10 protein-coding genes, 6 rRNA genes and 3 pseudogenes are annotated in these 26,556 nt (G+C 64.7%); all 19 read left to right on the top strand.

What is annotated here, in order from left to right; genetic code table 11:
* Nucleotides 1-51 precede the first annotated feature (51 nt).
* The 19 genes and pseudogenes from ACZZ0J_RS09890 to ACZZ0J_RS09800 all read left to right on the top strand — a co-directional run bounded on the left by ACZZ0J_RS09890 (nt 52) and on the right by ACZZ0J_RS09800 (nt 26,543).
* Nucleotides 52-1,149 carry an N-acetyl-gamma-glutamyl-phosphate reductase gene (locus ACZZ0J_RS09890; RefSeq protein ID WP_159570165.1) on the top strand — a complete coding sequence of 366 codons (1,098 nt, stop codon included), beginning with the start codon at nt 52-54 and terminating at the stop codon, nt 1,147-1,149.
* Nucleotides 1,146-2,354, top strand: coding sequence for a bifunctional glutamate N-acetyltransferase/amino-acid acetyltransferase ArgJ (gene argJ, locus ACZZ0J_RS09885; protein ID WP_463436571.1), 1,209 nt, complete (start codon nt 1,146-1,148; stop codon nt 2,352-2,354). Before ACZZ0J_RS09890 ends, argJ begins: the two co-directional genes overlap by 4 nt.
* Before the next feature lie 79 nt (nt 2,355-2,433).
* Complete coding sequence (gene argB / locus ACZZ0J_RS09880) at nt 2,434-3,405, top strand: acetylglutamate kinase (protein ID WP_463438172.1); 972 nt, start codon at nt 2,434-2,436, stop codon at nt 3,403-3,405.
* 50 nt (nt 3,406-3,455) lie between these two features.
* Nucleotides 3,456-4,624 (top strand): annotated as a pseudogene (locus ACZZ0J_RS09875) (acetylornithine transaminase).
* Nucleotides 4,621-5,546: pseudogene (gene argF / locus ACZZ0J_RS09870) on the top strand (ornithine carbamoyltransferase). Before ACZZ0J_RS09875 ends, argF begins: the two co-directional pseudogenes overlap by 4 nt.
* A 5-nt stretch (nt 5,547-5,551) precedes the next feature.
* Complete coding sequence (locus ACZZ0J_RS09865) at nt 5,552-6,748, top strand: argininosuccinate synthase (RefSeq protein WP_194647579.1); 1,197 nt, start codon at nt 5,552-5,554, stop codon at nt 6,746-6,748.
* 88 nt (nt 6,749-6,836) lie between these two features.
* The gene (argH, locus tag ACZZ0J_RS09860) at nt 6,837-8,273 is read left to right on the top strand and encodes an argininosuccinate lyase (protein WP_463436568.1); all 1,437 of its coding nucleotides are present in this window, start codon (nt 6,837-6,839) and stop codon (nt 8,271-8,273) included.
* Nucleotides 8,270-8,965 (top strand): DNA-3-methyladenine glycosylase, encoded by a 696-nt coding sequence (locus ACZZ0J_RS09855; RefSeq protein WP_463436566.1) that lies wholly within the window; start codon nt 8,270-8,272, stop codon nt 8,963-8,965. Before argH ends, ACZZ0J_RS09855 begins: the two co-directional genes overlap by 4 nt.
* 154 nt (nt 8,966-9,119) lie before the next feature.
* Nucleotides 9,120-10,405 (top strand): annotated as a pseudogene (gene tyrS / locus ACZZ0J_RS09850) (tyrosine--tRNA ligase).
* A 539-nt stretch (nt 10,406-10,944) separates the two neighbouring features.
* Nucleotides 10,945-12,465: ribosomal RNA gene (locus ACZZ0J_RS09845) — 16S ribosomal RNA — on the top strand.
* A 429-nt stretch (nt 12,466-12,894) separates the two neighbouring features.
* Nucleotides 12,895-16,023: ribosomal RNA gene (locus ACZZ0J_RS09840) — 23S ribosomal RNA — on the top strand.
* 147 nt (nt 16,024-16,170) lie between these two features.
* Nucleotides 16,171-16,287: ribosomal RNA gene (rrf, locus tag ACZZ0J_RS09835) — 5S ribosomal RNA — on the top strand.
* A gap of 1,448 nt (nt 16,288-17,735) precedes the next feature.
* Nucleotides 17,736-19,255 (top strand): 16S ribosomal RNA (locus ACZZ0J_RS09830).
* 429 nt (nt 19,256-19,684) lie between these two features.
* Nucleotides 19,685-22,814, top strand: a 23S ribosomal RNA gene (locus ACZZ0J_RS09825).
* 147 nt (nt 22,815-22,961) lie between these two features.
* A 5S ribosomal RNA gene (gene rrf / locus ACZZ0J_RS09820) occupies nt 22,962-23,078 on the top strand.
* The 16S, 23S and 5S rRNA genes sit together here, the layout of an rRNA operon.
* 362 nt (nt 23,079-23,440) lie before the next feature.
* Nucleotides 23,441-24,562, top strand: a complete 1,122-nt coding sequence (locus ACZZ0J_RS09815; protein WP_463436564.1) for a hypothetical protein — start codon at nt 23,441-23,443, stop codon at nt 24,560-24,562.
* Nucleotides 24,553-25,362, top strand: coding sequence for a tetratricopeptide repeat protein (locus ACZZ0J_RS09810; RefSeq protein ID WP_132100937.1), 810 nt, complete (start codon nt 24,553-24,555; stop codon nt 25,360-25,362). The genes ACZZ0J_RS09815 and ACZZ0J_RS09810 overlap by 10 nt, the downstream gene beginning before the upstream one ends.
* A gap of 31 nt (nt 25,363-25,393) precedes the next feature.
* A complete protein-coding gene (locus ACZZ0J_RS09805; RefSeq protein WP_131922791.1) occupies nt 25,394-26,365 on the top strand; it encodes an HAD-IIA family hydrolase in 972 nt (323 codons plus the stop codon).
* 10 nt (nt 26,366-26,375) lie between these two features.
* Nucleotides 26,376-26,543, top strand: coding sequence for a hypothetical protein (locus ACZZ0J_RS09800; RefSeq protein ID WP_159572718.1), 168 nt, complete (start codon nt 26,376-26,378; stop codon nt 26,541-26,543).
* The last annotated feature ends 13 nt before the right edge of the window (nt 26,544-26,556 follow it).

The raw sequence follows: 26,556 nt of genomic DNA, 5'->3' as shown, positions 1-26,556 counted from the left end.
GTCGCCGCCTCCGACTCTCTCGACGACCAGTCCGACCAAAGGTGGAATCCCATGTCCGTATCCGTCGCCGTGGCGGGAGCCTCCGGCTACGCGGGTGGTGAGCTCCTGCGCGTGCTCTCCGCCCATCCCGAGTTCGACGTCAGGACGGTGACGGCGTTCTCGAACGCCGGACAGCCGTTGATCGCGACGCAGCCGCACCTCCGGTCGCTGTCGCACCTGACCCTCGAGAAGACGACGGCCGAGACGCTCCGAGGGCACGACGTCGTGTTCCTGGCGCTGCCGCACGGTCAGTCGGGGGCGATCACCGAGGAGCTCGGCGACGACGCCCTCGTGGTGGACTGCGGCGCGGACCACCGTCTGACGGACCCCGCGGCCTGGGCGCAGTTCTACGGTGGCGACTACCACGGCGCCTGGACCTACGGCCTGCCGGAGCTCCTGCTCGCCGCCCCGACCCCGGGTTCGGCCGATGAGTGGCGCGAGGTCGAGGACATCGCGTCGCAGGGCAAGCAGCGTTCGGCCCTGGTCGGCACCAAGCGGATCGCGGTCCCCGGCTGCAACGTCACCGCGGTGACGCTCGGCATCCAGCCGGGCATCCAGGCCGGGCTCGTCGAGTCGGACGACATCGTCGCGGTGTTGAGCGTCGGCCCGAGCGGTGCCGGCAAGAAGCTCGCCAACACCTACCTGGCGTCCGAGATCATGGGCTCCGCCAGCGCCTACGCGGTGGGCGGCACGCACCGGCACGTCCCGGAGATCCAGCAGAACCTGGTCGTCGCGGGCGCTGCCGACGTGACGATCTCGTTCACGCCCGTGCTCGTGCCGATGTCGCGGGGCATCCTCGCGACGACGACGGCCAAGATCACCCCGGGTGTCAGCGCCCGCGACGTGCGGCTCGCCTGGGAGCAGGCCTACGCCGACGAGCCGTTCGTGCACCTGTTGCCCGAGGGCGAGTTCCCCCGGGTCGCGGACACGATCGGCGCGAACACCGCGCTCGTCGGCATCGCGGTCGACGAGGCCGCAGGCCGCGTCGTCGCCGTGACGGCACTCGACAACCTCGCGAAGGGCACGGCGGGTGCCGCCGTCCAGTCGACCAACATCGCCCTGGGTCTGCCGGAGACCCTGGGCCTCAGCGTGGACGGAGTCGCACCGTGACCGACCTCACCGACGTGAGCAAGCCCACCCAGGGCGAACCGGGCCTCCAGGGCGTCACCGCGGCAGCGGGTTTCCGCGCTGCCGGGGTGACCGCCGGCCTGAAGACCAGCGGCAAGCCGGACGTGGCACTCGTCGTCAACGACGGGCCCGACGCGGCCGTGGCCGCGGTCTTCACCAGCAACCGCGCGCAGGCGCACCCGGTGATCTGGTCCCGCCAGGCCGTCGGTGACGGCGTCGCGCGGGCCGTCGTCCTGAACTCCGGCGGCGCCAACTGCTTCACGGGGCCCTTCGGGTTCCAGACCACGCACCTGACCGCCGAAGCCGTGGGCGACGCCCTCGGCATCGGCGCGGGCGACGTCGTCGTGTGCTCCACCGGCCTCATCGGGGTCGGCGACCAGACGTTCCGCGACAACGTGCTGCGCGGGGTCGACCTGGCGAGTACTGCACTGAGCGCCGACGGCGGCCCGGATGCGGCCACGGCCATCATGACGACCGACACCAGGGCGAAGCAGTCCGTGGTGACCGAGGACGGCTGGACCGTCGGCGGCATGGCGAAGGGTGCCGGCATGCTCGCACCCGGGCTCGCGACGATGCTCGTCGTGATCACCACCGACGCCGTGCAGACCCCGGACCAGCTCGACCAGGCGCTCCGTGCGGCCACCCGCATCACCTTCGACCGCGTCGACTCGGACGGCTGCATGTCGACGAACGACACCGTCGTGCTGCTGTCGTCGGGTGCGAGCGGGGTGACGCCCGAGGTCGGCGACTTCCAGGAAGCCCTGACCGCGGTCTGCGCCGACCTGGCCCGCCAGCTGCAGCAGGACGCCGAGGGCGCCAGCCACGACATCGCGATCGAGGTCGTGCACGCCGCGACCGAGGACGACGCCGTCACCGTCGGCCGGAGTGTCGCGCGCAACAACCTCTTCAAGGCCGCCGTCTTCGGCAACGACCCGAACTGGGGCCGGGTCCTCGCGGCCATCGGCACCACGGACGCCGACTTCGACCCGTACGCGGTCGACGTCAGCATGAACGGTGTCCGGGTCTGCCACGCCGGCGCCCCGGACCAGCCGAGCGACACCGTCGACCTGACGCCGCGGGACACCCACGTGCGCATCGACCTCGGCGTCGGGACGCACTCGGCGACGATCCTGACCAACGACCTCACGCACGACTACGTGCACGAGAACAGCGCGTACTCCAGCTGATGGCGAACGACACCGAAGGGGCCGGGACGCCCTCACGAAGGAAGAAGAGCACGAGTTCGCCGCCGTCAAGGCCGCGACCCTGATCGAGTCCCTGCCGTGGCTCAAGCGGTTCTCCGGCAAGGTCGTCGTCGTCAAGTTCGGCGGCAACGCCATGGTGAACGAGGACCTCAAGCGTGCGTTCGCCGAGGACATGGTCTACCTCCGCTACGCCGGGCTGCACCCCGTCGTCGTGCACGGCGGGGGTCCGCAGATCTCGGCCGCGCTCAAGGAACAGGGCATCGAGTCCGAGTTCCGTGGCGGCTACCGCGTCACCACGACCGAGGCGATCTCGGTCGTCCGCGACGTCCTGGCTGGCGAGGTCAACCGCGAGATCGTCGACCTGATGAACGAGCACGGCGAGGGCCTGGCCGTCGGCGTGTTCGGCGATGGCGGGTCGCTGTTCACCGGCGAGCAGAAGGGCGTGGTCGTCGACGGGCAGGAGTACGACCTCGGGCACGTCGGTGACATCACCCACGTCGACCCCTCCGGGGTGCTCGCCGCGATCGAGGCCGGCCGGATCCCGGTGGTCTCGAGCATCGCGATCGACGACGCCCACCCGGACCAGGCGCTCAACGTGAACGCCGATGCGGCCGCGGGTGCCCTGGCGATCGCGCTGCGGGCATCGAAGCTCATCATGCTCACCGACGTCCCCGGCCTGTACCGCAACTGGCCGGACCGCGACTCGCTCGTCGACCTCATCGCGGTCGAGGAGCTCCGCGCGCTCCTGCCGTCGCTCGAGTCGGGCATGATCCCGAAGATGACCGCGTGCCTCGACGCCGTGGTCGGCGGGGTCGGCGGCGCGACGATCATCGACGGCCGGATCCCGCACTCGATCCTGCTCGAGGTCTTCACCCTGCGCGGTGCGGGCACCGAGGTGATCCCGGACCCGAGCCGACGCACCGAGAACCAGATGACCCACGCCGAGATCGGCCGACGCGTCGCAGCACCGTCGACGAGCACCAGCACCGGCCAACACGTGGCCAGCACGACCGAGAAGGGGCAGCAGCCGTGAGCAGCGAGACGCAGACCGAGACCTGGAACGACCGGTTCGGGGCGTCGCTCATGCGATCCCTGACCCCGCCGAAGATCATGCTCGAGCGCGGACAGGGCTGCCGTGTCTGGGACGTCGAGGGCAACGAGTACCTCGACTTCCTGGCGGGCATCGCCGTGAACTCGCTCGGCCACGCGCACCCTGTCCTGGTCGAGGCGATCGCGGACCAGGCCGCGAAGCTCGTGCACGTGTCGAACTACTTCGCGACGCCGCCGCAGCTCGAGCTGGCGGAGCGTCTCAAGCGCATCACCGGTGCGGGCGACGCCGGGCGGGTGTACTTCGGCAACTCCGGTGCCGAGGCGAACGAGGCCGCGTTCAAGCTCGCGCGCCTGAACAAGGGCGCCGACGGGCAGAAGACCCGCATCCTCGCGCTGAAGCAGGGGTTCCACGGCCGGACGATGGGGCACTCGCGCTCACCGGCAAGCCCGCGCTGCAGCAGGACTTCCTGCCGATGATCCCCGGGGTCGAGCACATCGACTCCACCGTCGCTGCGCTCGAGGCGTCCATCGACGACACGGTCGCCGCGATCGTCATCGAGCCGATCAAGGGCGAGGCCGGCGTCGTCGACCTGCCCGAGGGGTTCCTGCTCGCCGCGCGCCGGCTGACCGAGGAGCACGGTGCGCTGCTGATCCTCGACGAGATCCAGACCGGCGTCGGCCGGACGGGCAACTGGTTCACCTACCAGGGCCACGGCTTCACCCCCGACGCCGTCACGGTGGCCAAGGGCATCGCCGGCGGCTTCCCGATCGGTGCGCTCGTGACCTTCGGGTGGGCGTCCGACCTGTTCTCGGCCGGTCAGCACGGTTCGACCTTCGGCGGCAACCCGCTCGGCACCCGCGTGGCGAACGCGGTCCTCGCCGAGATCGAGCGCGCCGACCTCGTCGCGGCCGCCGTGGTCAAGGGCGAGCGGATCCGGGCCGGCATCGCCGGCATCGGCTCACCGCTCGTCGAAGAGGTCCGCGGCACCGGCCTGCTCATCGGCGTCGGGCTCACCGGCCCGATCGCGGCCGCGGTGAACGCCGCCGCCCTCGAGCGTGGCCTCATCATCAACGCCCCGAACGAGTCGAGCCTGCGCCTCGCGCCGCCGCTCATCGTGTCCGACGCCGAGATCGACGAGTTCGTGTCGATCCTCGCCCAGAGCCTCGCGGCCGTCGCTGCCGCCCAGGAGACCTCCGCATGACCCGCCACTTCCTCCGGGACGACGACCTCAGCCAGGCCGAGCAGTCCGCGATCCTCGACCTCGCCGACCAGATGAAGGCCGACCGTTGGGGCGCGAAGCCCTCGCTGGCCCGCAGAGCGTCGCGGTCATCTTCGACAAGTCGTCGACCCGCACCCGGGTGTCGTTCCACGTCGGCATCTCCGACCTGGGCGGCAGCCCGCTCATCATCTCGACGGCGAACAGCCAGCTCGGCGGCAAGGAGACCCCGTCGGACACCGCCCGCGTGCTCGAGCGCATGGTGTCGGCGATCGTCTGGCGCACCTACGGGCAGGCCGGTCTCGAGGAGATGGCCGCCGGCACGACCGTCCCCGTGGTCAACGCGCTGTCCGACGACTTCCACCCGTGCCAGCTTCTCGCCGACCTGCTCACCATCCGCGAGCACCGCGGCACGCTGGCGGGCCAGACCGTGGCGTTCATCGGCGACGGCGCGAGCAACATGGCGCAGTCGTACCTGCTCGCCGGCGCGACCGCGGGCATGCACGTCCGCGTCGCGGCTCCCGCCGAGTTCTCGCCGTCCCCGCAGGTCGTCACCGACGCCGAGCACCGTTCGGCCGAGACCGGCGGCTCCGTCCTGGTCGTGACCGACCCGGTGGCAGCGGTCGCCGGTGCCGACGTCGTGGTCACCGACACCTGGGTGTCGATGGGCAAGGAGTCCGAGAAGCAGTCGCGCCTCGACACCTTCTCCGGGTACCGCGTGGACGACGCCCTGATGGCACACGCCGCCGACGACGCGGTGTTCATGCACTGCCTGCCCGCCGACCGTGGCTTCGAGGTGACCGCCGACGTCATCGACGGGCCGCGCAGCATCATCTGGGACGAGGCGGAGAACCGTCTGCACGCCCAGAAGGCGCTGCTGGCCTGGCTCCTCGCCGCGAACGCCTGAGCACCATGGCTGACCGCGTCGTCCTCGCCTACTCCGGCGGCCTCGACACCTCCGTCGGGATCGGCTGGCTGCGTGACGCCACCGGCAAAGAGGTGGTGGCACTCGCGGTCGACGTCGGCCAGGGCGGCGAGGACCTCGACGCGATCCGACAGCGCGCGCTCGACTGCGGGGCCGTCGAGTCGATCGTGGTCGACGCCAAGGACGAGTACGCCGACGAGTACATCGTGCCGGCCCTCAAGGCCAACGCGCTGTACCAGAAGCGCTACCCGCTGGTGTCGGCGCTGAGCCGCCCGCTCATCGCGAAGCACCTCGCGCTGACGGCGAAGCAGCTCGGCGCCGACAGCGTCGCGCACGGCTGCACCGGCAAGGGCAACGACCAGGTCCGGTTCGAAGCCGCCGTCGCGGCGATCGCCCCGGACCTGCGGAGCGTGGCGCCGGTGCGTGACCTCGCCCTGACCCGTGACAAGGCGATCGCGTACGCCGAGCAGCACGCCCTGCCGATCCAGCAGTCGCAGCGGTCGCCGTACTCGATCGACCAGAACGTGTGGGGCCGCGCGGTCGAGACGGGTTTCCTCGAGGACCCGTGGAACGCCCCGACCGAGGACCTCTACACCTACACGCAGGACCCCGCCGTCCCGCGCGACCCGGACGAGGTCACCATCACGTTCGAGCGCGGCGTCCCGGTGGCGCTCGACGGGCAGCGCTTCAGCGTGCTGCGGATCGTGCAGGAGCTGAACGCCGTGGCCGGCAAGCACGGCGTCGGTCGGATCGACGTCGTCGAGGACCGCCTCGTCGGCATCAAGTCGCGCGAGGTGTACGAGGCCCCGGCGGCGATCGCGCTCATCACGGCGCACGAGGAGCTCGAGCGCCTCACCCTCGAGCGCGACGTGAACCGCTACAAGCGCGGTGTCGAGTCGGAGTGGGCCGACCTGGTCTACGACGGCCTGTGGTTCGGCGGGCTGAAGCGCAGCCTCGACGCCTTCGTCGACCACACCCAGCAGCACGTCTCCGGCGACGTCCGCCTCCAGCTGCACGGTGGTCGGGCGACAGTGACCGGCCGTCGCTCGGAGCAGAGCCTGTACGACTTCGACCTCGCCACGTACGACACCGGCGACACGTTCGACCAGTCGCTCTCGAAGGGCTTCACCGAACTCTGGTCGCTCCCCAGCAAGATCTCCGCCCGCCGCGACGCGGCGAACTGACAGCACGCCCCCGGCGGACGACACACCGCCGCCACCCGGCGGACGACACACCGCCGCCCCCGGCCCGACGACAACGACGCAGGACGACATGACCGACGAGAAGACCGACGCCACCAACACCGGAGCCCTCTGGGGCGCCCGCTTCGCCGACGGCCCGAGTGCGGCCCTGGCCGCGCTGTCGAAGTCGACGCACTTCGACTGGCAGCTCGCCCCGTACGACATCGCCGGCTCCCGCGCGCACGCCCGGGCCCTGCACACGGCCGGGTACCTGACGGCGGACGAGCTCGAGCGCATGCTCGCAGGACTCGGCCGGCTCGAGGCCGCGCACGCCGACGGCACGCTGCAGCCCGATGCGTCCGACGAGGACGTCCACGGCGCCCTCGAGCGCCTCCTCATCGCCGACCTCGGTCCGGAACTCGGCGGCAAGCTCCGCGCCGGCCGCAGCCGCAACGACCAGATCGCCACGCTCGGCCGCATGCACATGCTCGACCACGGGCGGCGCATCGGCCGACTCGTGATCGACCTGGTCGACGCGATCACCCAGCAGGCCAACGAGCACCCGGCGGCGATCATGCCGGGTCGCACGCACCTCCAGCACGCGCAGCCCGTCCTCCTCGCGCACCACCTGCTGGCGCACGCGTGGCCGTTGGTCCGCGACCTCGAGCGCCTCCGCGACTGGGCGGGCCGCGCGAGCGTCAGCCCGTACGGCGCCGGTGCGCTCGCCGGCAGTTCGCTCGGCCTCGACCCCGCCGCGATCGCCGCGGAGCTCGGGTTCGACCGCCCGGCCGACAACTCGATCGACGCCACGGCAGCCCGCGACGTCGTCGCTGAGTTCGCGTTCGTCCTCGCGCAGATCGGCATCGACGTTTCGCGTCTGTCCGAAGAGGTCATCCTCTGGAACACGAAGGAGTTCGGCTTCGTCCGGCTCCACGACGCGTTCTCGACCGGCTCGAGCATCATGCCGCAGAAGAAGAACCCGGACATCGCCGAGCTCGCGCGCGGCAAGTCCGGTCGTCTGATCGGCAACCTGACGGGCCTGCTCGCGACCCTGAAGGGCCTGCCGCTCGCCTACAACCGCGATCTGCAGGAGGACAAGGAGCCCGTCTTCGACTCGGTCGCCACGCTCGAGGTCCTGCTACCCGCCTTCACCGGCATGATCGCGACGCTCACCTTCGACACCGACCGGATGGCCGAGCTCGCGCCGCAGGGCTTCTCGCTCGCGACCGACGTGGCCGAGTGGCTGGTCCGCCAGGGCGTCCCGTTCCGCGATGCGCACGAGGTGTCCGGCGCGCTGGTCCGGTACTGCGAACAGCGGGGCATCGAGCTCGACGACCCGACCGACGACGAGTACCGGTCGGTCTCCGAGCACCTGACCCCCGGGGTCCGTGCCGTGCTCACGATCGAGGGCAGTGTCGCGTCCCGCTCGGGTGTCGGCGGGACCGCTCCGGACCGTGTGGCCGAGCAGCTGGCGTCGGTCACGCGTCGTGTCCACGACCTGGCCGAGGGCGCACCCTTCACGCGATGACCGTGGGGCTGCTCGCGATGCTCGCCGAGCCGGCGCCGCGCATCGCACCGGCGTTGCTCGGCGCGACGATCGCGGGCCGTGGCGTGACGCTGCGCATCACCGAGGTCGAGGCCTACTCCGGGCCCACCGACCCCGGTTCGCACGGCCACCGCGGTCCGACCGAGCGCAACCGCCACCTGTTCGGGTCGCCGGGCACCCTGTACGCGTACCGCTCGTACGGCATCCACACCTGCGTCAACGTCGTGAGCGCACCTGCCGGCACCTCCTCCGGTTCCCTGCTCCGCGGTGCGCAGGTGATCGAGGGCGTCGACACCGCACGCGGACGACGTGGCCCGTCGGTCGCCGACGTCGCGTTGGCGCGTGGCCCCGGCAACCTCGGTGGCGCCCTCGGCGCGGTGCTCGGACAGGACGACGGCACTTCGCTGCTCGACGGGTCCGGTCCGTTCGTGCTCACGTTGGCACCCGGCCTGGAGGCGCGGCTCGCCTCCGCCCCGCCGGCCCGCGTCGTCGAGGAACTCCTGACCGAGACCACACCCGGCCCCGGCGGGACGGGTCCGGTCCCGCGCATCTCGCGCGGACCGCGCACCGGCGTCGGCGGCATCGCCGGCGGTGCGCAGTACCCGTGGCGCTTCTGGTTGACGGGCGACCCGACGGTCTCGACGTACCGACGGCACAAGGGTGCCCTCGACTGATCCCCACCGGCACGGCCGGCCCGCCGCTGGCGCGTCGCGCCGGAACCGGCGGCGTGGGCCCGGACGCACCACGGGCCTCCCGGTCGACGGCGCGCTGTCGGTGGTGCGCCGCCGCTACGATGGCGGGGTGTCCAGTGATACCGCTCAAGACGTCCTGACGCGCCAGCAGAACGACCCCACCTTCGCCTCGGTGTGGGACGAACTGCGCTGGCGCGGTCTGGTGCAGGTCTCGACCGACGAGACCGCACTTCAAGAGGCCCTCGACGGTGATCCGATCACGTACTACTGCGGCTTCGACCCCACGGCACCGTCGCTGCACTGCGGCAACCTGCTGCAGCTCCTGACCATGCGTCGGTTGCAGCTCGCCGGGCACAAGCCGCTGGCGCTCGTCGGGGGATCGACGGGGCTCATCGGCGATCCGCGTCCGACGGCGGAGCGCACGCTGAACACCCGCGAGACCGTCGCCGAGTGGGTGGCGCGTCTGCAGGGACAGGTGTCGCGGTTCCTCAGTCCGGACGGTGACAACGGCGTCCGGCTGGTGAACAACCTGGACTGGACGTCACCGATGTCCGCCATCGACTTCCTGCGCGACGTCGGCAAGTACTTCCGGGTGAACTCGATGCTCAAGAAGGACGCCGTCGCCGCGCGGCTGAACTCCGACGCGGGCATCAGCTACACCGAGTTCAGCTACCAGATCCTGCAGGGCCTCGACTACCGCGAGCTCTTCCGGCAGTACGGCTGCACGCTGCAGACAGGTGGCTCGGACCAGTGGGGCAACCTGACCTCGGGGACGGAGCTCATCCGTCGTGCCGAAGGTGCGACGGTGCACGCGCTCGGGACACCCTTGATCACGAACTCCGACGGCACGAAGTTCGGCAAGAGCGAGGGCAACGCCATCTGGCTCGACGCCGAGATGACGTCGCCGTACGCGCTCTACCAGTTCTGGCTCAACACGGCCGATGCCGACGTGATCGCCCGGTTGCGGGAGTTCACGTTCCTGTCCCGTGCCGAGATCGAGCGACTCGAGCAGGCGGTCGCCGACGAACCGTTCCGGCGCCAAGCGCAGCGGACCCTCGCGTTCGAGGTCACCTCGCTCGTGCACGGGGTCGACGCCACCCAGGCCGCGATCGACGCTGCGGCCGCGCTGTTCGGCAACGGTGACCTCGGTGCCCTGGATCCGGACACCCTGCGGTCGGCGATCGCGGAGCTGCCGGGGTCGGTCACGATCGAGCCCGGCGCCGACGTGGCTCGGGCGCTCGTCGAGACCGAGCTCGTGAAGTCCCTCGGTGAAGCGCGGCGGGCCATCGACCAGGGCGGGGTGTACGTGAACAACGTCCGAGCCGAGGACGCCACCGCACCGCTGTCGGACCTCGCCCTGCCCGGGGAGTCCTCGTGCTCCGCCGCGGCAAGAAGACCCTCGCCGGTGTGACGCTCGCCTGATCGCGCCGGCACCCGGGCGACGCGTGTTGCACAACGCGACACGCCCGGGATCGGGCCTGGCTTGGCACACTCGCCCCGGCCTGCGTAAAGTTCCTACTCGTCACCCCAAAGGTGCGGCGGAGCGGCTGGAGCGAAAGCCCAGAGCACGCCGGCCCTCAAGCGGGACCGTCCTCCACTGAAGATCAGATCTGGCCTTGTGCTCGATCGCTTCGACGCCTAGGATGACAAGCCCACCGGTTCTCTCCCCTCGGGGATGAGCCACAGGACCTCCGGGTCCGACGACACACCGGTGGCAAGCCAAGTACACAAGCCTCGTGGCTGGAGCTCGAACCTGAGCCGAAGAGCGAGTGCGTCTGGTCCTTGAGAACTCAACAGCGTGCACATTGTCAATGCCAATTTATTGATTGACCTCGTGCCTGGCCTTCCTTCGGGTTGGTTGGGTTTGAGACAATTCCTTTTGGATTGAAGATTGTCAGTAGACAGTCAACAGTCAGAATCAACTCGGTCTGATGCCCTTTGGGGTGTTGGGTCTGTATTTTTTTACGGAGAGTTTGATCCTGGCTCAGGACGAACGCTGGCGGCGTGCTTAACACATGCAAGTCGAACGATGATGCCCAGCTTGCTGGGTGGATTAGTGGCGAACGGGTGAGTAACACGTGAGTAACCTGCCCCTGACTCTGGGATAAGCGTTGGAAACGACGTCTAATACTGGATATGATCACTGGCCGCATGGTCTGGTGGTGGAAAGATTTTTTGGTTGGGGATGGACTCGCGGCCTATCAGCTTGTTGGTGAGGTAATGGCTCACCAAGGCGACGACGGGTAGCCGGCCTGAGAGGGTGACCGGCCACACTGGGACTGAGACACGGCCCAGACTCCTACGGGAGGCAGCAGTGGGGAATATTGCACAATGGGCGAAAGCCTGATGCAGCAACGCCGCGTGAGGGATGACGGCCTTCGGGTTGTAAACCTCTTTTAGTAGGGAAGAAGCGAAAGTGACGGTACCTGCAGAAAAAGCACCGGCTAACTACGTGCCAGCAGCCGCGGTAATACGTAGGGTGCAAGCGTTGTCCGGAATTATTGGGCGTAAAGAGCTCGTAGGCGGTTTGTCGCGTCTGCTGTGAAATCCCGAGGCTCAACCTCGGGCTTGCAGTGGGTACGGGCAGACTAGAGTGCGGTAGGGGAGATTGGAATTCCTGGTGTAGCGGTGGAATGCGCAGATATCAGGAGGAACACCGATGGCGAAGGCAGATCTCTGGGCCGTAACTGACGCTGAGGAGCGAAAGCATGGGGAGCGAACAGGATTAGATACCCTGGTAGTCCATGCCGTAAACGTTGGGCGCTAGATGTAGGGACCTTTCCACGGTTTCTGTGTCGTAGCTAACGCATTAAGCGCCCCGCCTGGGGAGTACGGCCGCAAGGCTAAAACTCAAAGGAATTGACGGGGGCCCGCACAAGCGGCGGAGCATGCGGATTAATTCGATGCAACGCGAAGAACCTTACCAAGGCTTGACATACACCGGAAACGGCCAGAGATGGTCGCCCCCTTGTGGTCGGTGTACAGGTGGTGCATGGTTGTCGTCAGCTCGTGTCGTGAGATGTTGGGTTAAGTCCCGCAACGAGCGCAACCCTCGTTCTATGTTGCCAGCGGGTTATGCCGGGGACTCATAGGAGACTGCCGGGGTCAACTCGGAGGAAGGTGGGGATGACGTCAAATCATCATGCCCCTTATGTCTTGGGCTTCACGCATGCTACAATGGCCGGTACAAAGGGCTGCGATACCGTAAGGTGGAGCGAATCCCAAAAGCCGGTCTCAGTTCGGATTGAGGTCTGCAACTCGACCTCATGAAGTCGGAGTCGCTAGTAATCGCAGATCAGCAACGCTGCGGTGAATACGTTCCCGGGCCTTGTACACACCGCCCGTCAAGTCATGAAAGTCGGTAACACCCGAAGCCGGTGGCCTAACCCTTGTGGAAGGAGCCGTCGAAGGTGGGATCGGTGATTAGGACTAAGTCGTAACAAGGTAGCCGTACCGGAAGGTGCGGCTGGATCACCTCCTTTCTAAGGAGCATCTGGCCTCGTGTGCCCTTCGGGGTGGGCGTGGTCCAGGCGCCGAGTAACCCGAACGTGGTTGCCGGTAGCTCATGGGTGGAACATTGACAGTGCAGTTGGGAGTGATGCTTCCGACCTCAGTACGCTCTGCTTGCAGGGTTGGGACGGGTCGGGGGTGGAGCGCTCAGCTGGTGCACGTTGTTGGGTCCTGAGGGACCAGGCTTCCTGATCTGCCGTGAGGTGGGTTGGGGGTTGGGCCTACGGGTCCTTCGCCGGGCCGCATGAAGCACTGTCACTGGACGGTGGGGAGTGTGGTGCCGATCGTATGTTGAGAACTACACAGTGGACGCGAGCATCTTTGATTCGCGTCATCCAATCGACCGGGCACTTTTGGTGTTCGTGTTGTGGGTGATGACGGATCGCAATTTTAATCTTTGTGGTCAAGTTTCTAAGAGCAAACGGTGGATGCCTTGGCATCTGGAGCCGAAGAAGGACGTAGAAATCTGCGATAAGCCTCGGGGAGCTGATAATCGAGCCCTGATCCGAGGATTTCCGAATGGGGAAACCCCGCTGGGCGCTTTTGTGACCTGGTGACTCCCGCCTGAATATATAGGGCGGGTAGAGGGAACGTGGGGAAGTGAAACATCTCAGTACCCACAGGAAGAGAAAACAACATGTGATTCCGTGAGTAGTGGCGAGCGAAAGCGGATGAGGCTAAACCGATCATGTGTGATAGCCGGCGGGCGTTGCATGGTCGGGGTTGTGGGACACGTCACTCAGTTCTGCCGGACTGGGGCGGTTACAGCGCATCATAGTCGAACCGGTTTGAAAGCCGGGCCGTAGTGGGTGCCAGCCCCGTAGACGAAATGGTGTTATGGCCGGATGTGTATCCCAAGTAGCACGGGGCCCGAGAAATCCCGTGTGAATCTGTCAGGACCACCTGATAAGCCTAAATACTCCCAGATGACCGATAGCGGACAAGTACCGTGAGGGAAAGGTGAAAAGTACCCCGGGAGGGGAGTGAAATAGTACCTGAAACCGTTTGCTTACAAACCGTCGGAGCCTCCTTAGTAGGGGTGACGGCGTGCCTTTTGAAGAATGAGCCTGCGAGTTAGTGATATGTGGCGAGGTTAACCCGTGTGGGGCAGCCGTAGCGAAAGCGAGTCTGAATAGGGCGTTTGAGTCGCATGTTCTAGACCCGAAGCGAAGTGATCTATCCATGGCCAGGTTGAAGCGACGGTAAGACGTCGTGGAGGACCGAACCCACTTCAGTTGAAAATGGAGGGGATGAGCTGTGGATAGGGGTGAAAGGCCAATCAAACTTCGTGATAGCTGGTTCTCTCCGAAATGCATTTAGGTGCAGCGTTGCGTGTTTCTCGCCGGAGGTAGAGCTACTGGATGGCCGATGGGCCTCAACAGGTTACTGACGTCAGCCAAACTCCGAATGCCGGTGAGTGAGAGCGCAGCAGTGAGACGGTGGGGGATAAGCTTCATCGTCGAGAGGGAAACAACCCAGACTGCCAACTAAGGTCCCTAAGCGTGTGCTAAGTGGGAAAGGATGTGGAGTTGCATAGACAACCAGGAGGTTGGCTTAGAAGCAGCCACCCTTGAAAGAGTGCGTAATAGCTCACTGGTCAAGTGATTCCGCGCCGACAATGTAACGGGGCTCAAGCACACCACCGAAGTTGTAGATTTCGCACACTAGACAAGCCTTCGTGGTTCAGTCGTGCGGAGTGGTAGGAGAGCGTCGTGTGGCGAGTGAAGCGGCGGAGTGATCCAGCCGTGGACGCTACACGAGTGAGAATGCAGGCATGAGTAGCGAAAGACGGGTGAGAAACCCGTCCTCCGAAAGACCAAGGGTTCCAGGGCCAGGTTAATCCGCCCTGGGTAAGTCGGGACCTAAGGCGAGGCCGACAGGCGTAGTCGATGGACAACGGGTTGATATTCCCGTACCGGCGAACAACCGCCCAAGCTAATCCAGTGGTGCTAAGAGTCCTAACCCGGATCAACCGGATCCCTTCGGGGTGATGGTGGCCGGTCTAACGCTCGACCCCATGCTGGTGCGGTTAGCGTATGAACAGGTGTGACGCAGGAAGGTAGCTGAGCCAGGCGATGGTATCCGTAAGGTGAACCTGGTGTAAGGATGTAGGGCTGACGATAGGCAAATCCGTCGTCTGTACGCCTGAGATCCGACGCGTACCCGTAAGGGGAAATCAGTGATCCTATGCTGCCGAGAAAAGCATCGACGCGAGGTTGCAGCCGCCCGTACCCGAAACCGACTCAGGTGGTCAGGTAGAGAATACCAAGGAGATCGAGAGAATCGTGGTTAAGGAACTCGGCAAAATGCCCCCGTAACTTCGGGAGAAGGGGGCCGGACACGTGACCGGACTTTGCTCCGTGAGCGTTGAAGGCCGCAGAGACCAGTGGGAAGCGACTGTTTACTAAAAACACAGGTCCGTGCGAAGTCGCAAGACGATGTATACGGACTGACGCCTGCCCGGTGCTGGAAGGTTAAGAGGAAGGGTTAGCCTTTGGGCGAAGCTCTGAATTTAAGCCCCAGTAAACGGCGGTGGTAACTATAACCATCCTAAGGTAGCGAAATTCCTTGTCGGGTAAGTTCCGACCTGCACGAATGGCGTAACGACTTCCCAGCTGTCTCAACCGCGAACTCGGCGAAATTGCACTACGAGTAAAGATGCTCGTTACGCGCAGCAGGACGGAAAGACCCCGTGACCTTTACTACAGTTTGGTATTGGTGTTCGGTGTGGCTTGTGTAGGATAGGTGGGAGACTGTGAAGCGGGCACGCTAGTGTTCGTGGAGTCATTGTTGAAATACCACTCTGGTCACTCTGGATGTCTAACGTAGGACCCTGATCGGGTTCATGGACAGTGCCTGATGGGTAGTTTAACTGGGGCGGTTGCCTCCCAAAGAGTAACGGAGGCGCCCAAAGGTTCCCTCAACCTGGTTGGCAATCAGGTGGCGAGTGTAAGTGCACAAGGGAGCTTGACTGTGAGACTGACAGGTCGAGCAGGGACGAAAGTCGGGACTAGTGATCCGGCAGTGGCTTGTGGAAGCGCTGTCGCTCAACGGATAAAAGGTACCTCGGGGATAACAGGCTGATCTTGCCCAAGAGTCCATATCGACGGCATGGTTTGGCACCTCGATGTCGGCTCGTCGCATCCTGGGGCTGGAGTAGGTCCCAAGGGTTGGGCTGTTCGCCCATTAAAGCGGTACGCGAGCTGGGTTTAGAACGTCGTGAGACAGTTCGGTCCCTATCCGCTGCGCGCGTTGGAAATTTGAGAAGATCTATCCCTAGTACGAGAGGACCGGGATGGACGAACCTCTGGTGTGTCAGTTGTTCTGCCAAGGGCACCGCTGATTAGCTACGTTCGGACCGGATAACCGCTGAAAGCATCTAAGCGGGAAGCCGTCTTCGAGATGAGATTTCCATGCACCTTGAGTGTGAGAGGCTCCCAGCAGACTACTGGGTTGATAGGCCGGATGTGGAAGCGGGGACTAACGACCCGTGGAGCTGACCGGTACTAATAAGCCGAAGACTTGATAACACACTGATTTCCGTGCACGTGTTGCACGGGCTCGCGTCCACTTTGTGGTTCCCGACAGACGATCGGGAATCAAACTGAATACACCGCTCTGCCCATTCGTGGGCAGCAGCCGGAACATGTTTGAGACCAGATCATGGTCGAAAGTGTTCCGGTGGTCATAGCGAGAGGGAAACGCCCGGTCACATTCCGAACCCGGAAGCTAAGCCTCTCAGCGCCGATGGTACTGCAAGGGGGACCTTGTGGGAGAGTAGGACGCCGCCGGACTTAACGTAGTAACACCAGGGAACCCCTGACCAGCACTGGTCAGGGGTTTTCTGCGTTTCCGGGGGCTCTCGGCGGCGGTGGCCCTTCGATGCGTCCGCTCGTGAGCAGAAAAGGTCGAGTACCCGCGTGCGACTCGACCATTTCTGCTCACAAAGGGTCCCGTTCGGCTTCGTGGTCCTGCTGCTCCTCGCTGGCTGGCTGGCTGGCTGGCTGGCTCGCTGGCTCGCTCAGCCGCGGTCCGGCGCCGTCCTCCCTCGATGACGAGCTCGGGCTCCTCCACGAGTGGCGCTGGCGGTTCGTGAGCAGAGATGGTCGAGTCCTGCCGATCGCACCCGACCATTTCTGCTCACGAAGCGGAGCACGTCCGACGCTGGGGTGGCCGGGTCCACCAGTCTCGGCATCGGCGGCGCTCAGCGTCGAGCCGTGAGGTGAAGGTGGGACGGGTACAGGCGGGCCGTGCCCATGCGCCGGCGGCTGTGCGGGCCTTTCACTGTGCGGCTCGGCATGAAGTGGTCTGCTCGCGTGGAGGCGCGCCTCGAGCCGGACTCTGGACTCGACGCAGCTTGCTGAGCCGGCAGGGCGTACCGCGCTGTGGTTCCCGCTCGGGGAGTCCGATCGCCGACCCAGAGGGCGTTGTCCAGGTCATGAGTAGTTGCGCCTTGTCCTGCGAGCGATCGCTCGACCTGGGCGCGTCGTGGTGTTCGGCCTGCACGGGAGGGCTGGGCACGGCGTCGACGCTCGCCTTCCGGCTGCCGGGGGAGGATGCTGGTCCCGGAGTCCCGGAGTCCCGGAGTCCCGGAGTCCCGGAGTCCCGGAGTCCCGGAGTCCCGGAGTCCCGGAGTCCCGGGTCCCGGAGTCCCGGAGTCCCGGTGTCCCGGTGTCCCGGTGTCCCGGTGTCCCGGTGTCCCGGTGTCCCGGTGTCCCGGTGTCCCGGTGTCCCGGTGTGCCGGAGTGGGTTCTGAGATCGAACCATCCGGCCCCGCTCGGCGACGCACACGGCCTCCGCCCGCGACACGCCCGGGAAGTGGCCCAGCTGGCGCTCCCGTTCACCTCCCCGTAATGTTGTCACTCGTTGCCGCTGAGGCGGAGAACGGAACGGCCGAGACGGTCACCAGGTGAAACCACCTGGAGATGCAGTCCGGACGGGGTCCCGCTCAGGCAACCGACACCCAAGAGTTCCACGGTCTCCATCGTGGCGGTTGAAGGTGTCGCGAGACGAATGCCTCTCTGACGAAGCCCGACGGGTGGAGTGGGGAGTGCGTCTGGTCCTTGAGAACTCAACAGCGTGCACATTGTCAATGCCAATTTATTGATTGACCTCGTGCCTGGCCTCCCTTCGGGTTGGTTGGGTTTGAGACAATTCCTTTTGGATTGAAGATTGTCAGTAGACAGTCAACAGTCAGAATCAACTCGGTCTGATGCCCTTTGGGGTGTTGGGTCTGTATTTTTTTACGGAGAGTTTGATCCTGGCTCAGGACGAACGCTGGCGGCGTGCTTAACACATGCAAGTCGAACGATGATGCCCAGCTTGCTGGGTGGATTAGTGGCGAACGGGTGAGTAACACGTGAGTAACCTGCCCCTGACTCTGGGATAAGCGTTGGAAACGACGTCTAATACTGGATATGATCACTGGCCGCATGGTCTGGTGGTGGAAAGATTTTTTGGTTGGGGATGGACTCGCGGCCTATCAGCTTGTTGGTGAGGTAATGGCTCACCAAGGCGACGACGGGTAGCCGGCCTGAGAGGGTGACCGGCCACACTGGGACTGAGACACGGCCCAGACTCCTACGGGAGGCAGCAGTGGGGAATATTGCACAATGGGCGAAAGCCTGATGCAGCAACGCCGCGTGAGGGATGACGGCCTTCGGGTTGTAAACCTCTTTTAGTAGGGAAGAAGCGAAAGTGACGGTACCTGCAGAAAAAGCACCGGCTAACTACGTGCCAGCAGCCGCGGTAATACGTAGGGTGCAAGCGTTGTCCGGAATTATTGGGCGTAAAGAGCTCGTAGGCGGTTTGTCGCGTCTGCTGTGAAATCCGAGGCTCAACCTCGGGCTTGCAGTGGGTACGGGCAGACTAGAGTGCGGTAGGGGAGATTGGAATTCCTGGTGTAGCGGTGGAATGCGCAGATATCAGGAGGAACACCGATGGCGAAGGCAGATCTCTGGGCCGTAACTGACGCTGAGGAGCGAAAGCATGGGGAGCGAACAGGATTAGATACCCTGGTAGTCCATGCCGTAAACGTTGGGCGCTAGATGTAGGGACCTTTCCACGGTTTCTGTGTCGTAGCTAACGCATTAAGCGCCCCGCCTGGGGAGTACGGCCGCAAGGCTAAAACTCAAAGGAATTGACGGGGGCCCGCACAAGCGGCGGAGCATGCGGATTAATTCGATGCAACGCGAAGAACCTTACCAAGGCTTGACATACACCGGAAACGGCCAGAGATGGTCGCCCCCTTGTGGTCGGTGTACAGGTGGTGCATGGTTGTCGTCAGCTCGTGTCGTGAGATGTTGGGTTAAGTCCCGCAACGAGCGCAACCCTCGTTCTATGTTGCCAGCGGGTTATGCCGGGGACTCATAGGAGACTGCCGGGGTCAACTCGGAGGAAGGTGGGGATGACGTCAAATCATCATGCCCCTTATGTCTTGGGCTTCACGCATGCTACAATGGCCGGTACAAAGGGCTGCGATACCGTAAGGTGGAGCGAATCCCAAAAGCCGGTCTCAGTTCGGATTGAGGTCTGCAACTCGACCTCATGAAGTCGGAGTCGCTAGTAATCGCAGATCAGCAACGCTGCGGTGAATACGTTCCCGGGCCTTGTACACACCGCCCGTCAAGTCATGAAAGTCGGTAACACCCGAAGCCGGTGGCCTAACCCTTGTGGAAGGAGCCGTCGAAGGTGGGATCGGTGATTAGGACTAAGTCGTAACAAGGTAGCCGTACCGGAAGGTGCGGCTGGATCACCTCCTTTCTAAGGAGCATCTGGCCTCGTGTGCCCTTCGGGGTGGGCGTGGTCCAGGCGCCGAGTAACCCGAACGTGGTTGCCGGTAGCTCATGGGTGGAACATTGACAGTGCAGTTGGGAGTGATGCTTCCGACCTCAGTACGCTCTGCTTGCAGGGTTGGGACGGGTCGGGGGTGGAGCGCTCAGCTGGTGCACGTTGTTGGGTCCTGAGGGACCAGGCTTCCTGATCTGCCGTGAGGTGGGTTGGGGGTTGGGCCTACGGGTCCTTCGCCGGGCCGCATGAAGCACTGTCACTGGACGGTGGGGAGTGTGGTGCCGATCGTATGTTGAGAACTACACAGTGGACGCGAGCATCTTTGATTCGCGTCATCCAATCGACCGGGCACTTTTGGTGTTCGTGTTGTGGGTGATGACGGATCGCAATTTTAATCTTTGTGGTCAAGTTTCTAAGAGCAAACGGTGGATGCCTTGGCATCTGGAGCCGAAGAAGGACGTAGAAATCTGCGATAAGCCTCGGGGAGCTGATAATCGAGCCCTGATCCGAGGATTTCCGAATGGGGAAACCCCGCTGGGCGCTTTTGTGACCTGGTGACTCCCGCCTGAATATATAGGGCGGGTAGAGGGAACGTGGGGAAGTGAAACATCTCAGTACCCACAGGAAGAGAAAACAACATGTGATTCCGTGAGTAGTGGCGAGCGAAAGCGGATGAGGCTAAACCGATCATGTGTGATAGCCGGCGGGCGTTGCATGGTCGGGGTTGTGGGACACGTCACTCAGTTCTGCCGGACTGGGGCGGTTACAGCGCATCATAGTCGAACCGGTTTGAAAGCCGGGCCGTAGTGGGTGCCAGCCCCGTAGACGAAATGGTGTTATGGCCGGATGTGTATCCCAAGTAGCACGGGGCCCGAGAAATCCCGTGTGAATCTGTCAGGACCACCTGATAAGCCTAAATACTCCCAGATGACCGATAGCGGACAAGTACCGTGAGGGAAAGGTGAAAAGTACCCCGGGAGGGGAGTGAAATAGTACCTGAAACCGTTTGCTTACAAACCGTCGGAGCCTCCTTAGTAGGGGTGACGGCGTGCCTTTTGAAGAATGAGCCTGCGAGTTAGTGATATGTGGCGAGGTTAACCCGTGTGGGGCAGCCGTAGCGAAAGCGAGTCTGAATAGGGCGTTTGAGTCGCATGTTCTAGACCCGAAGCGAAGTGATCTATCCATGGCCAGGTTGAAGCGACGGTAAGACGTCGTGGAGGACCGAACCCACTTCAGTTGAAAATGGAGGGGATGAGCTGTGGATAGGGGTGAAAGGCCAATCAAACTTCGTGATAGCTGGTTCTCTCCGAAATGCATTTAGGTGCAGCGTTGCGTGTTTCTCGCCGGAGGTAGAGCTACTGGATGGCCGATGGGCCTCAACAGGTTACTGACGTCAGCCAAACTCCGAATGCCGGTGAGTGAGAGCGCAGCAGTGAGACGGTGGGGGATAAGCTTCATCGTCGAGAGGGAAACAACCCAGACTACCAACTAAGGTCCCTAAGCGTGTGCTAAGTGGGAAAGGATGTGGAGTTGCATAGACAACCAGGAGGTTGGCTTAGAAGCAGCCACCCTTGAAAGAGTGCGTAATAGCTCACTGGTCAAGTGATTCCGCGCCGACAATGTAACGGGGCTCAAGCACACCACCGAAGTTGTAGATTTCGCACACTAGACAAGCCTTCGTGGTTCAGTCGTGCGGAGTGGTAGGAGAGCGTCGTGTGGCGAGTGAAGCGGCGGAGTGATCCAGCCGTGGACGCTACACGAGTGAGAATGCAGGCATGAGTAGCGAAAGACGGGTGAGAAACCCGTCCTCCGAAAGACCAAGGGTTCCAGGGCCAGGTTAATCCGCCCTGGGTAAGTCGGGACCTAAGGCGAGGCCGACAGGCGTAGTCGATGGACAACGGGTTGATATTCCCGTACCGGCGAACAACCGCCCAAGCTAATCCAGTGGTGCTAAGAGTCCTAACCCGGATCAACCGGATCCCTTCGGGGTGATGGTGGCCGGTCTAACGCTCGACCCCATGCTGGTGCGGTTAGCGTATGAACAGGTGTGACGCAGGAAGGTAGCTGAGCCAGGCGATGGTATCCGTAAGGTGAACCTGGTGTAAGGATGTAGGGCTGACGATAGGCAAATCCGTCGTCTGTACGCCTGAGATCCGACGCGTACCCGTAAGGGGAAATCAGTGATCCTATGCTGCCGAGAAAAGCATCGACGCGAGGTTGCAGCCGCCCGTACCCGAAACCGACTCAGGTGGTCAGGTAGAGAATACCAAGGAGATCGAGAGAATCGTGGTTAAGGAACTCGGCAAAATGCCCCCGTAACTTCGGGAGAAGGGGGGCCGGACACGTGACCGGACTTTGCTCCGTGAGCGTTGAAGGCCGCAGAGACCAGTGGGAAGCGACTGTTTACTAAAAACACAGGTCCGTGCGAAGTCGCAAGACGATGTATACGGACTGACGCCTGCCCGGTGCTGGAAGGTTAAGAGGAAGGGTTAGCCTTTGGGCGAAGCTCTGAATTTAAGCCCCAGTAAACGGCGGTGGTAACTATAACCATCCTAAGGTAGCGAAATTCCTTGTCGGGTAAGTTCCGACCTGCACGAATGGCGTAACGACTTCCCAGCTGTCTCAACCGCGAACTCGGCGAAATTGCACTACGAGTAAAGATGCTCGTTACGCGCAGCAGGACGGAAAGACCCCGTGACCTTTACTACAGTTTGGTATTGGTGTTCGGTGTGGCTTGTGTAGGATAGGTGGGAGACTGTGAAGCGGGCACGCTAGTGTTCGTGGAGTCATTGTTGAAATACCACTCTGGTCACTCTGGATGTCTAACGTAGGACCCTGATCGGGTTCATGGACAGTGCCTGATGGGTAGTTTAACTGGGGCGGTTGCCTCCCAAAGAGTAACGGAGGCGCCCAAAGGTTCCCTCAACCTGGTTGGCAATCAGGTGGCGAGTGTAAGTGCACAAGGGAGCTTGACTGTGAGACTGACAGGTCGAGCAGGGACGAAAGTCGGGACTAGTGATCCGGCAGTGGCTTGTGGAAGCGCTGTCGCTCAACGGATAAAAGGTACCTCGGGGATAACAGGCTGATCTTGCCCAAGAGTCCATATCGACGGCATGGTTTGGCACCTCGATGTCGGCTCGTCGCATCCTGGGGCTGGAGTAGGTCCCAAGGGTTGGGCTGTTCGCCCATTAAAGCGGTACGCGAGCTGGGTTTAGAACGTCGTGAGACAGTTCGGTCCCTATCCGCTGCGCGCGTTGGAAATTTGAGAAGATCTATCCCTAGTACGAGAGGACCGGGATGGACGAACCTCTGGTGTGTCAGTTGTTCTGCCAAGGGCACCGCTGATTAGCTACGTTCGGACCGGATAACCGCTGAAAGCATCTAAGCGGGAAGCCGTCTTCGAGATGAGATTTCCATGCACCTTGAGTGTGAGAGGCTCCCAGCAGACTACTGGGTTGATAGGCCGGATGTGGAAGCGGGGACTAACGACCCGTGGAGCTGACCGGTACTAATAAGCCGAAGACTTGATAACACACTGATTTCCGTGCACGTGTTGCACGGGCTCGCGTCCACTTTGTGGTTCCCGACAGACGATCGGGAATCAAACTGAATACACCGCTCTGCCCATTCGTGGGCAGCAGCCGGAACATGTTTGAGACCAGATCATGGTCGAAAGTGTTCCGGTGGTCATAGCGAGAGGGAAACGCCCGGTCACATTCCGAACCCGGAAGCTAAGCCTCTCAGCGCCGATGGTACTGCAAGGGGGACCTTGTGGGAGAGTAGGACGCCGCCGGACTTAACGTAACAAGATGTGGCCATCGGCCCTCCATCGTGAATTTGCAGGGAGACCCTCGTTCACGCTGGTGGCCGGTGGCCATTTCTGTTTTGCCGCTCGTTGCTCGACGTCGGCTCCGGTTCGTGATGAACTGGGGGTCGAACGTCGGTCCGACCGACGCGGCACCCAACACAACGACACAGCGGACGAACGCCCGGCCTTCGGCTCGGGCACGCGATGAGGAGCAACGGTGGCGAACGACGACGAGCGGCGGAACGACGGCGACCGGGGAGACCGACCCCGACGGGACGACCGAGCCCCTCGACGCGACGGAGGTCCGCGCGGAGACGCTGCGAGCGGAGGCCGTTGGTCGTCCGGTCCACGTGACTTCGAACGCCGCGAGGGCGACCGCCGCGACCGTCCTGAGCGCTCCGACCGTCCGTTCCGCGACGGCGCTGCACGTCGCGACAGTGCGCCGCGGAGCGGTGGCGACCGTCCGTTCCGTTCCGGAGACCGTGATGATCGTCCGTCGTGGCGGAGCGATCGCGGCGACTCCGGCCGCCCGCCGCGCGGCGACGGCCCCCGCGGTGCTGAGCGTCCGCGCCGCGACGGGGACCGTCCGTTCCGGTCGGACCGCCCCGCGCGTGATGGAGATCGTCCCGCCTACCGTGGTGGTTCGGATCGTCCGCGTCGTGATGGTGACCGTCCCGCGTACCGTGGCGGCTCCGATCGTCCCGCCCGTGACGGCGACCGTCCCGCGTACCGTGGCGGCTCCGATCGTCCCGCCCGTGACGGCGACCGTCCCGCGTACCGTGGCGGCTCCGATCGTCCCGCCCGTGACGGCGACCGTCCCGCCTACCGCGGTGGTTCGGATCGTCCCGCCCGTGACGGCGACCGTCCCGCCTATCGCGGTGGTTCGGATCGTCCCCGTCGTGATGGCGACCGCCCCTACCAGGGTGGTCCGGATCGTCCCCGTCGTGATGGCGACCGCCCCGCGTACCGCGGTGGGTCCGACCGTCCGGCTCGCGATGGAGACCGCCCGTACCGCAGCGGCTCTGACCGCCCGGCGCGTGACGGGGACCGTCCGTCGTACGGTGGTGGTTCATCGGACCGTCCGCGTCGTGACGGCGACCGTCCCGCGTACCGCGGCGGCTCTGACCGTCCCGCGTACCGCGGCGGCGCCGACCGTCCGGCGCGTGACGGCGACCGTCCGGCCCGCGACGGCGACCGTCCGCGTCGTGACGGTGACCGACCGTCCTTCCGGGGCGCTTCGGACCGTCCGGCCCGCGGCGGCGACCGCCCTCGTCAGGACGGCGGCGACGATCGACGCCGGTTCGGCGACGGGACGCGTCACGCCGGCGCACGGTTCGGCGAGGCAGCCCGCGACGACTGGGAAGACCGCGACCCGTACGGCACGAAGTCGATCCGTCCGCGTCACGACGACCCGGACATCCCCGACGAGATCGATGCGCGCGACCTCGACCCCGCGGCGCGCATGGAGCTGAAGACCCTCAGCAAGGACAACGCCGACTGGGTCGCCCGGCACCTCGTGGCCGCGGCGCTGTTCGTCGACGAGGACCCTGCCCTGGCGAACGAGCACGCCCTGAGCGCCGCCCGCCGTGCCGGTCGCGTCGGTGTCGTCCGCGAGACCGCTGCGATCACGGCGTACCGCCTGGGGGACTTCGCGACCGCGCTGCGCGAGCTCCGTACCTACCGGCGCATCTCCGGCCGCAACGACCAGCTCCCGATGATGGTGGACTGCGAACGAGGCCTCGGCCGCCCCGAACGTGCGCTCGAGCTCGGGCGCTCGGTCGAACGTGCAGCGCTCGACACCGCGGTGCAGGTCGAACTCGCGATCGCGATGTCCGGCGCACGCATCGACCTCGGGAACCCCACAGCTGCCCTGGGCGAGCTGGAGATTCCACAGCTGGACCCGTCCACGGCCTACACGTGGTCACCGGCGCTCTACAGTGCTTACGCGGCCACGCTCGAAGAGCTCGGCCGCCAAGACGAGGCCGACGAGTGGTGGGCCCGTGTCGACCGTGCGGCGACGGCTCTCGCCGAAGCCGCCGACGAGAACGCTTGGGAGACAGTTGATGTGGTCGAGGAAACGCTCGAGGTCGAAGAACACGGAGACGCCGGCGAGCTCGACGACACCGACCAGCTCGACGACGACGCCGACCTCGACGACGACGAGCCAGCCCTCGCCGAGCCCGACGTCGTCGGCGAACCCGGCGACGCCGACGAGCCCGGCGAACTCGACGACGACAACCCCCGCGACGTCGACGGCTCCGCAGCCGACTGACGTCCCGACCGCTCCGACGGACGGCGTCGACGTGGTCCTGACGGACCTCGACGGCGTCGTCTACCGGGGGCGGAACGCCATCCCGCACGCGGTCGAGGCGCTCACACGGGCCTCGCTGACCGCACGGGTCGGGTACATCACCAACAACGCGTCCCGACGACCGATCGACGTCGCCGAACACCTCGAGCGCTACGGGCTCGAGGTGTCCGAGGACGACGTCGTCACGTCGTCGCAGGCCGGCGTGCAGCTCCTGTCGACGCTGGTGCCCGCCGGCGCGACGGTGCTCGTCACCGGCGGACTGGGACTGTCGAGCATCGTCGAGGCCGCCGGCTTCACGGTGACGACCAGCGCCGAGGACTCCCCGGCCGCGGTCATCCAGGGCTTCTCCCCGGACCTCGGGTGGAAGGAACTGGCCGAGGCGTCGTTCGCGTTGGCCGACCCGGCGATCCCGTGGGTCGCCACGAACATGGACTGGTCGATCCCGGTCGAGCGCGGCATCGCGCCCGGCAACGGCACGCTCGTGTCCGCAGTCCACCAGGCCGTGGGGCGGATGCCCGTGGTCGCCGGCAAGCCGGAGCGCCCGATCTTCGACGCCGCGGTCGAGCGGTTCGGCGGCGGGAAGACACTGTTCATCGGTGATCGTCTCGACACCGACATCAAGGGGGCGAACGACGTCGGGATCCCGAGCGTCCTCGTGCTCACCGGCATCGACCAGGCGAAGCAGGTGCTCGCTGCCGATCAGCGTTCCCGTCCGGTGTTCGTGCTCGAGGACCTCCGTGGTCTGTCCGAGCCCTACCCGGTGACCGTCCGTCGGCAGGACGACGACGGCACGCGGTACGTCACCGTCGGCAGCGCCACCGTGGCGATGCGGGGGCACGTGGTGCGGGTCCTCGACGCCGGCAGCGACATCGATCGACTCCGCGCCGGCGCAGCGCTGATCTGGGAGTCCGGGCTGGCCATCTACGGCCTTGACGTGGACCCGCAGCTCTACGGCGGCGAGTAGCGTGTCGGACGTGCCGAACCCCGAGCAGCCGTCCGCCGACCTGGAACCGCAGGACGAGTTCGCCGCGCGCACCTCGGCGGCCGAGACCCTGCCGCTCGTCGAACGAGCAGACGCGTTCTCGGCACTCCACGACGAGCTGCGCACGCGGCTCGAGAGCGGCGGCACCGCGAGTGCCTGAACCGGACGGAGCC

It is taken from the genome of Curtobacterium sp. AC272, from assembly GCF_979258155.1.
Note: the sequence above shows the minus strand (reverse complement) of the source record. Positions and strands in the feature narration are given on the sequence as shown.

Bases quoted from the DNA above. Each gene is read 5' to 3' on its own strand.
- ACZZ0J_RS09890 (WP_159570165.1), top strand. From the start codon at position 52: ATGTCCGTATCCGTCGCCGTGGCGGGAGCCTCCGGCTACGCGGGTGGT.
- ACZZ0J_RS09865 (WP_194647579.1), top strand. From the start codon at position 5,552: ATGGCTGACCGCGTCGTCCTCGCCTACTCCGGCGGCCTCGACACCTCC.
- argH (WP_463436568.1), top strand. From the start codon at position 6,837: ATGACCGACGAGAAGACCGACGCCACCAACACCGGAGCCCTCTGGGGC.
- ACZZ0J_RS09855 (WP_463436566.1), top strand. From the start codon at position 8,270: ATGACCGTGGGGCTGCTCGCGATGCTCGCCGAGCCGGCGCCGCGCATC.
- ACZZ0J_RS09810 (WP_132100937.1), top strand. From the start codon at position 24,553: ATGGAGCTGAAGACCCTCAGCAAGGACAACGCCGACTGGGTCGCCCGG.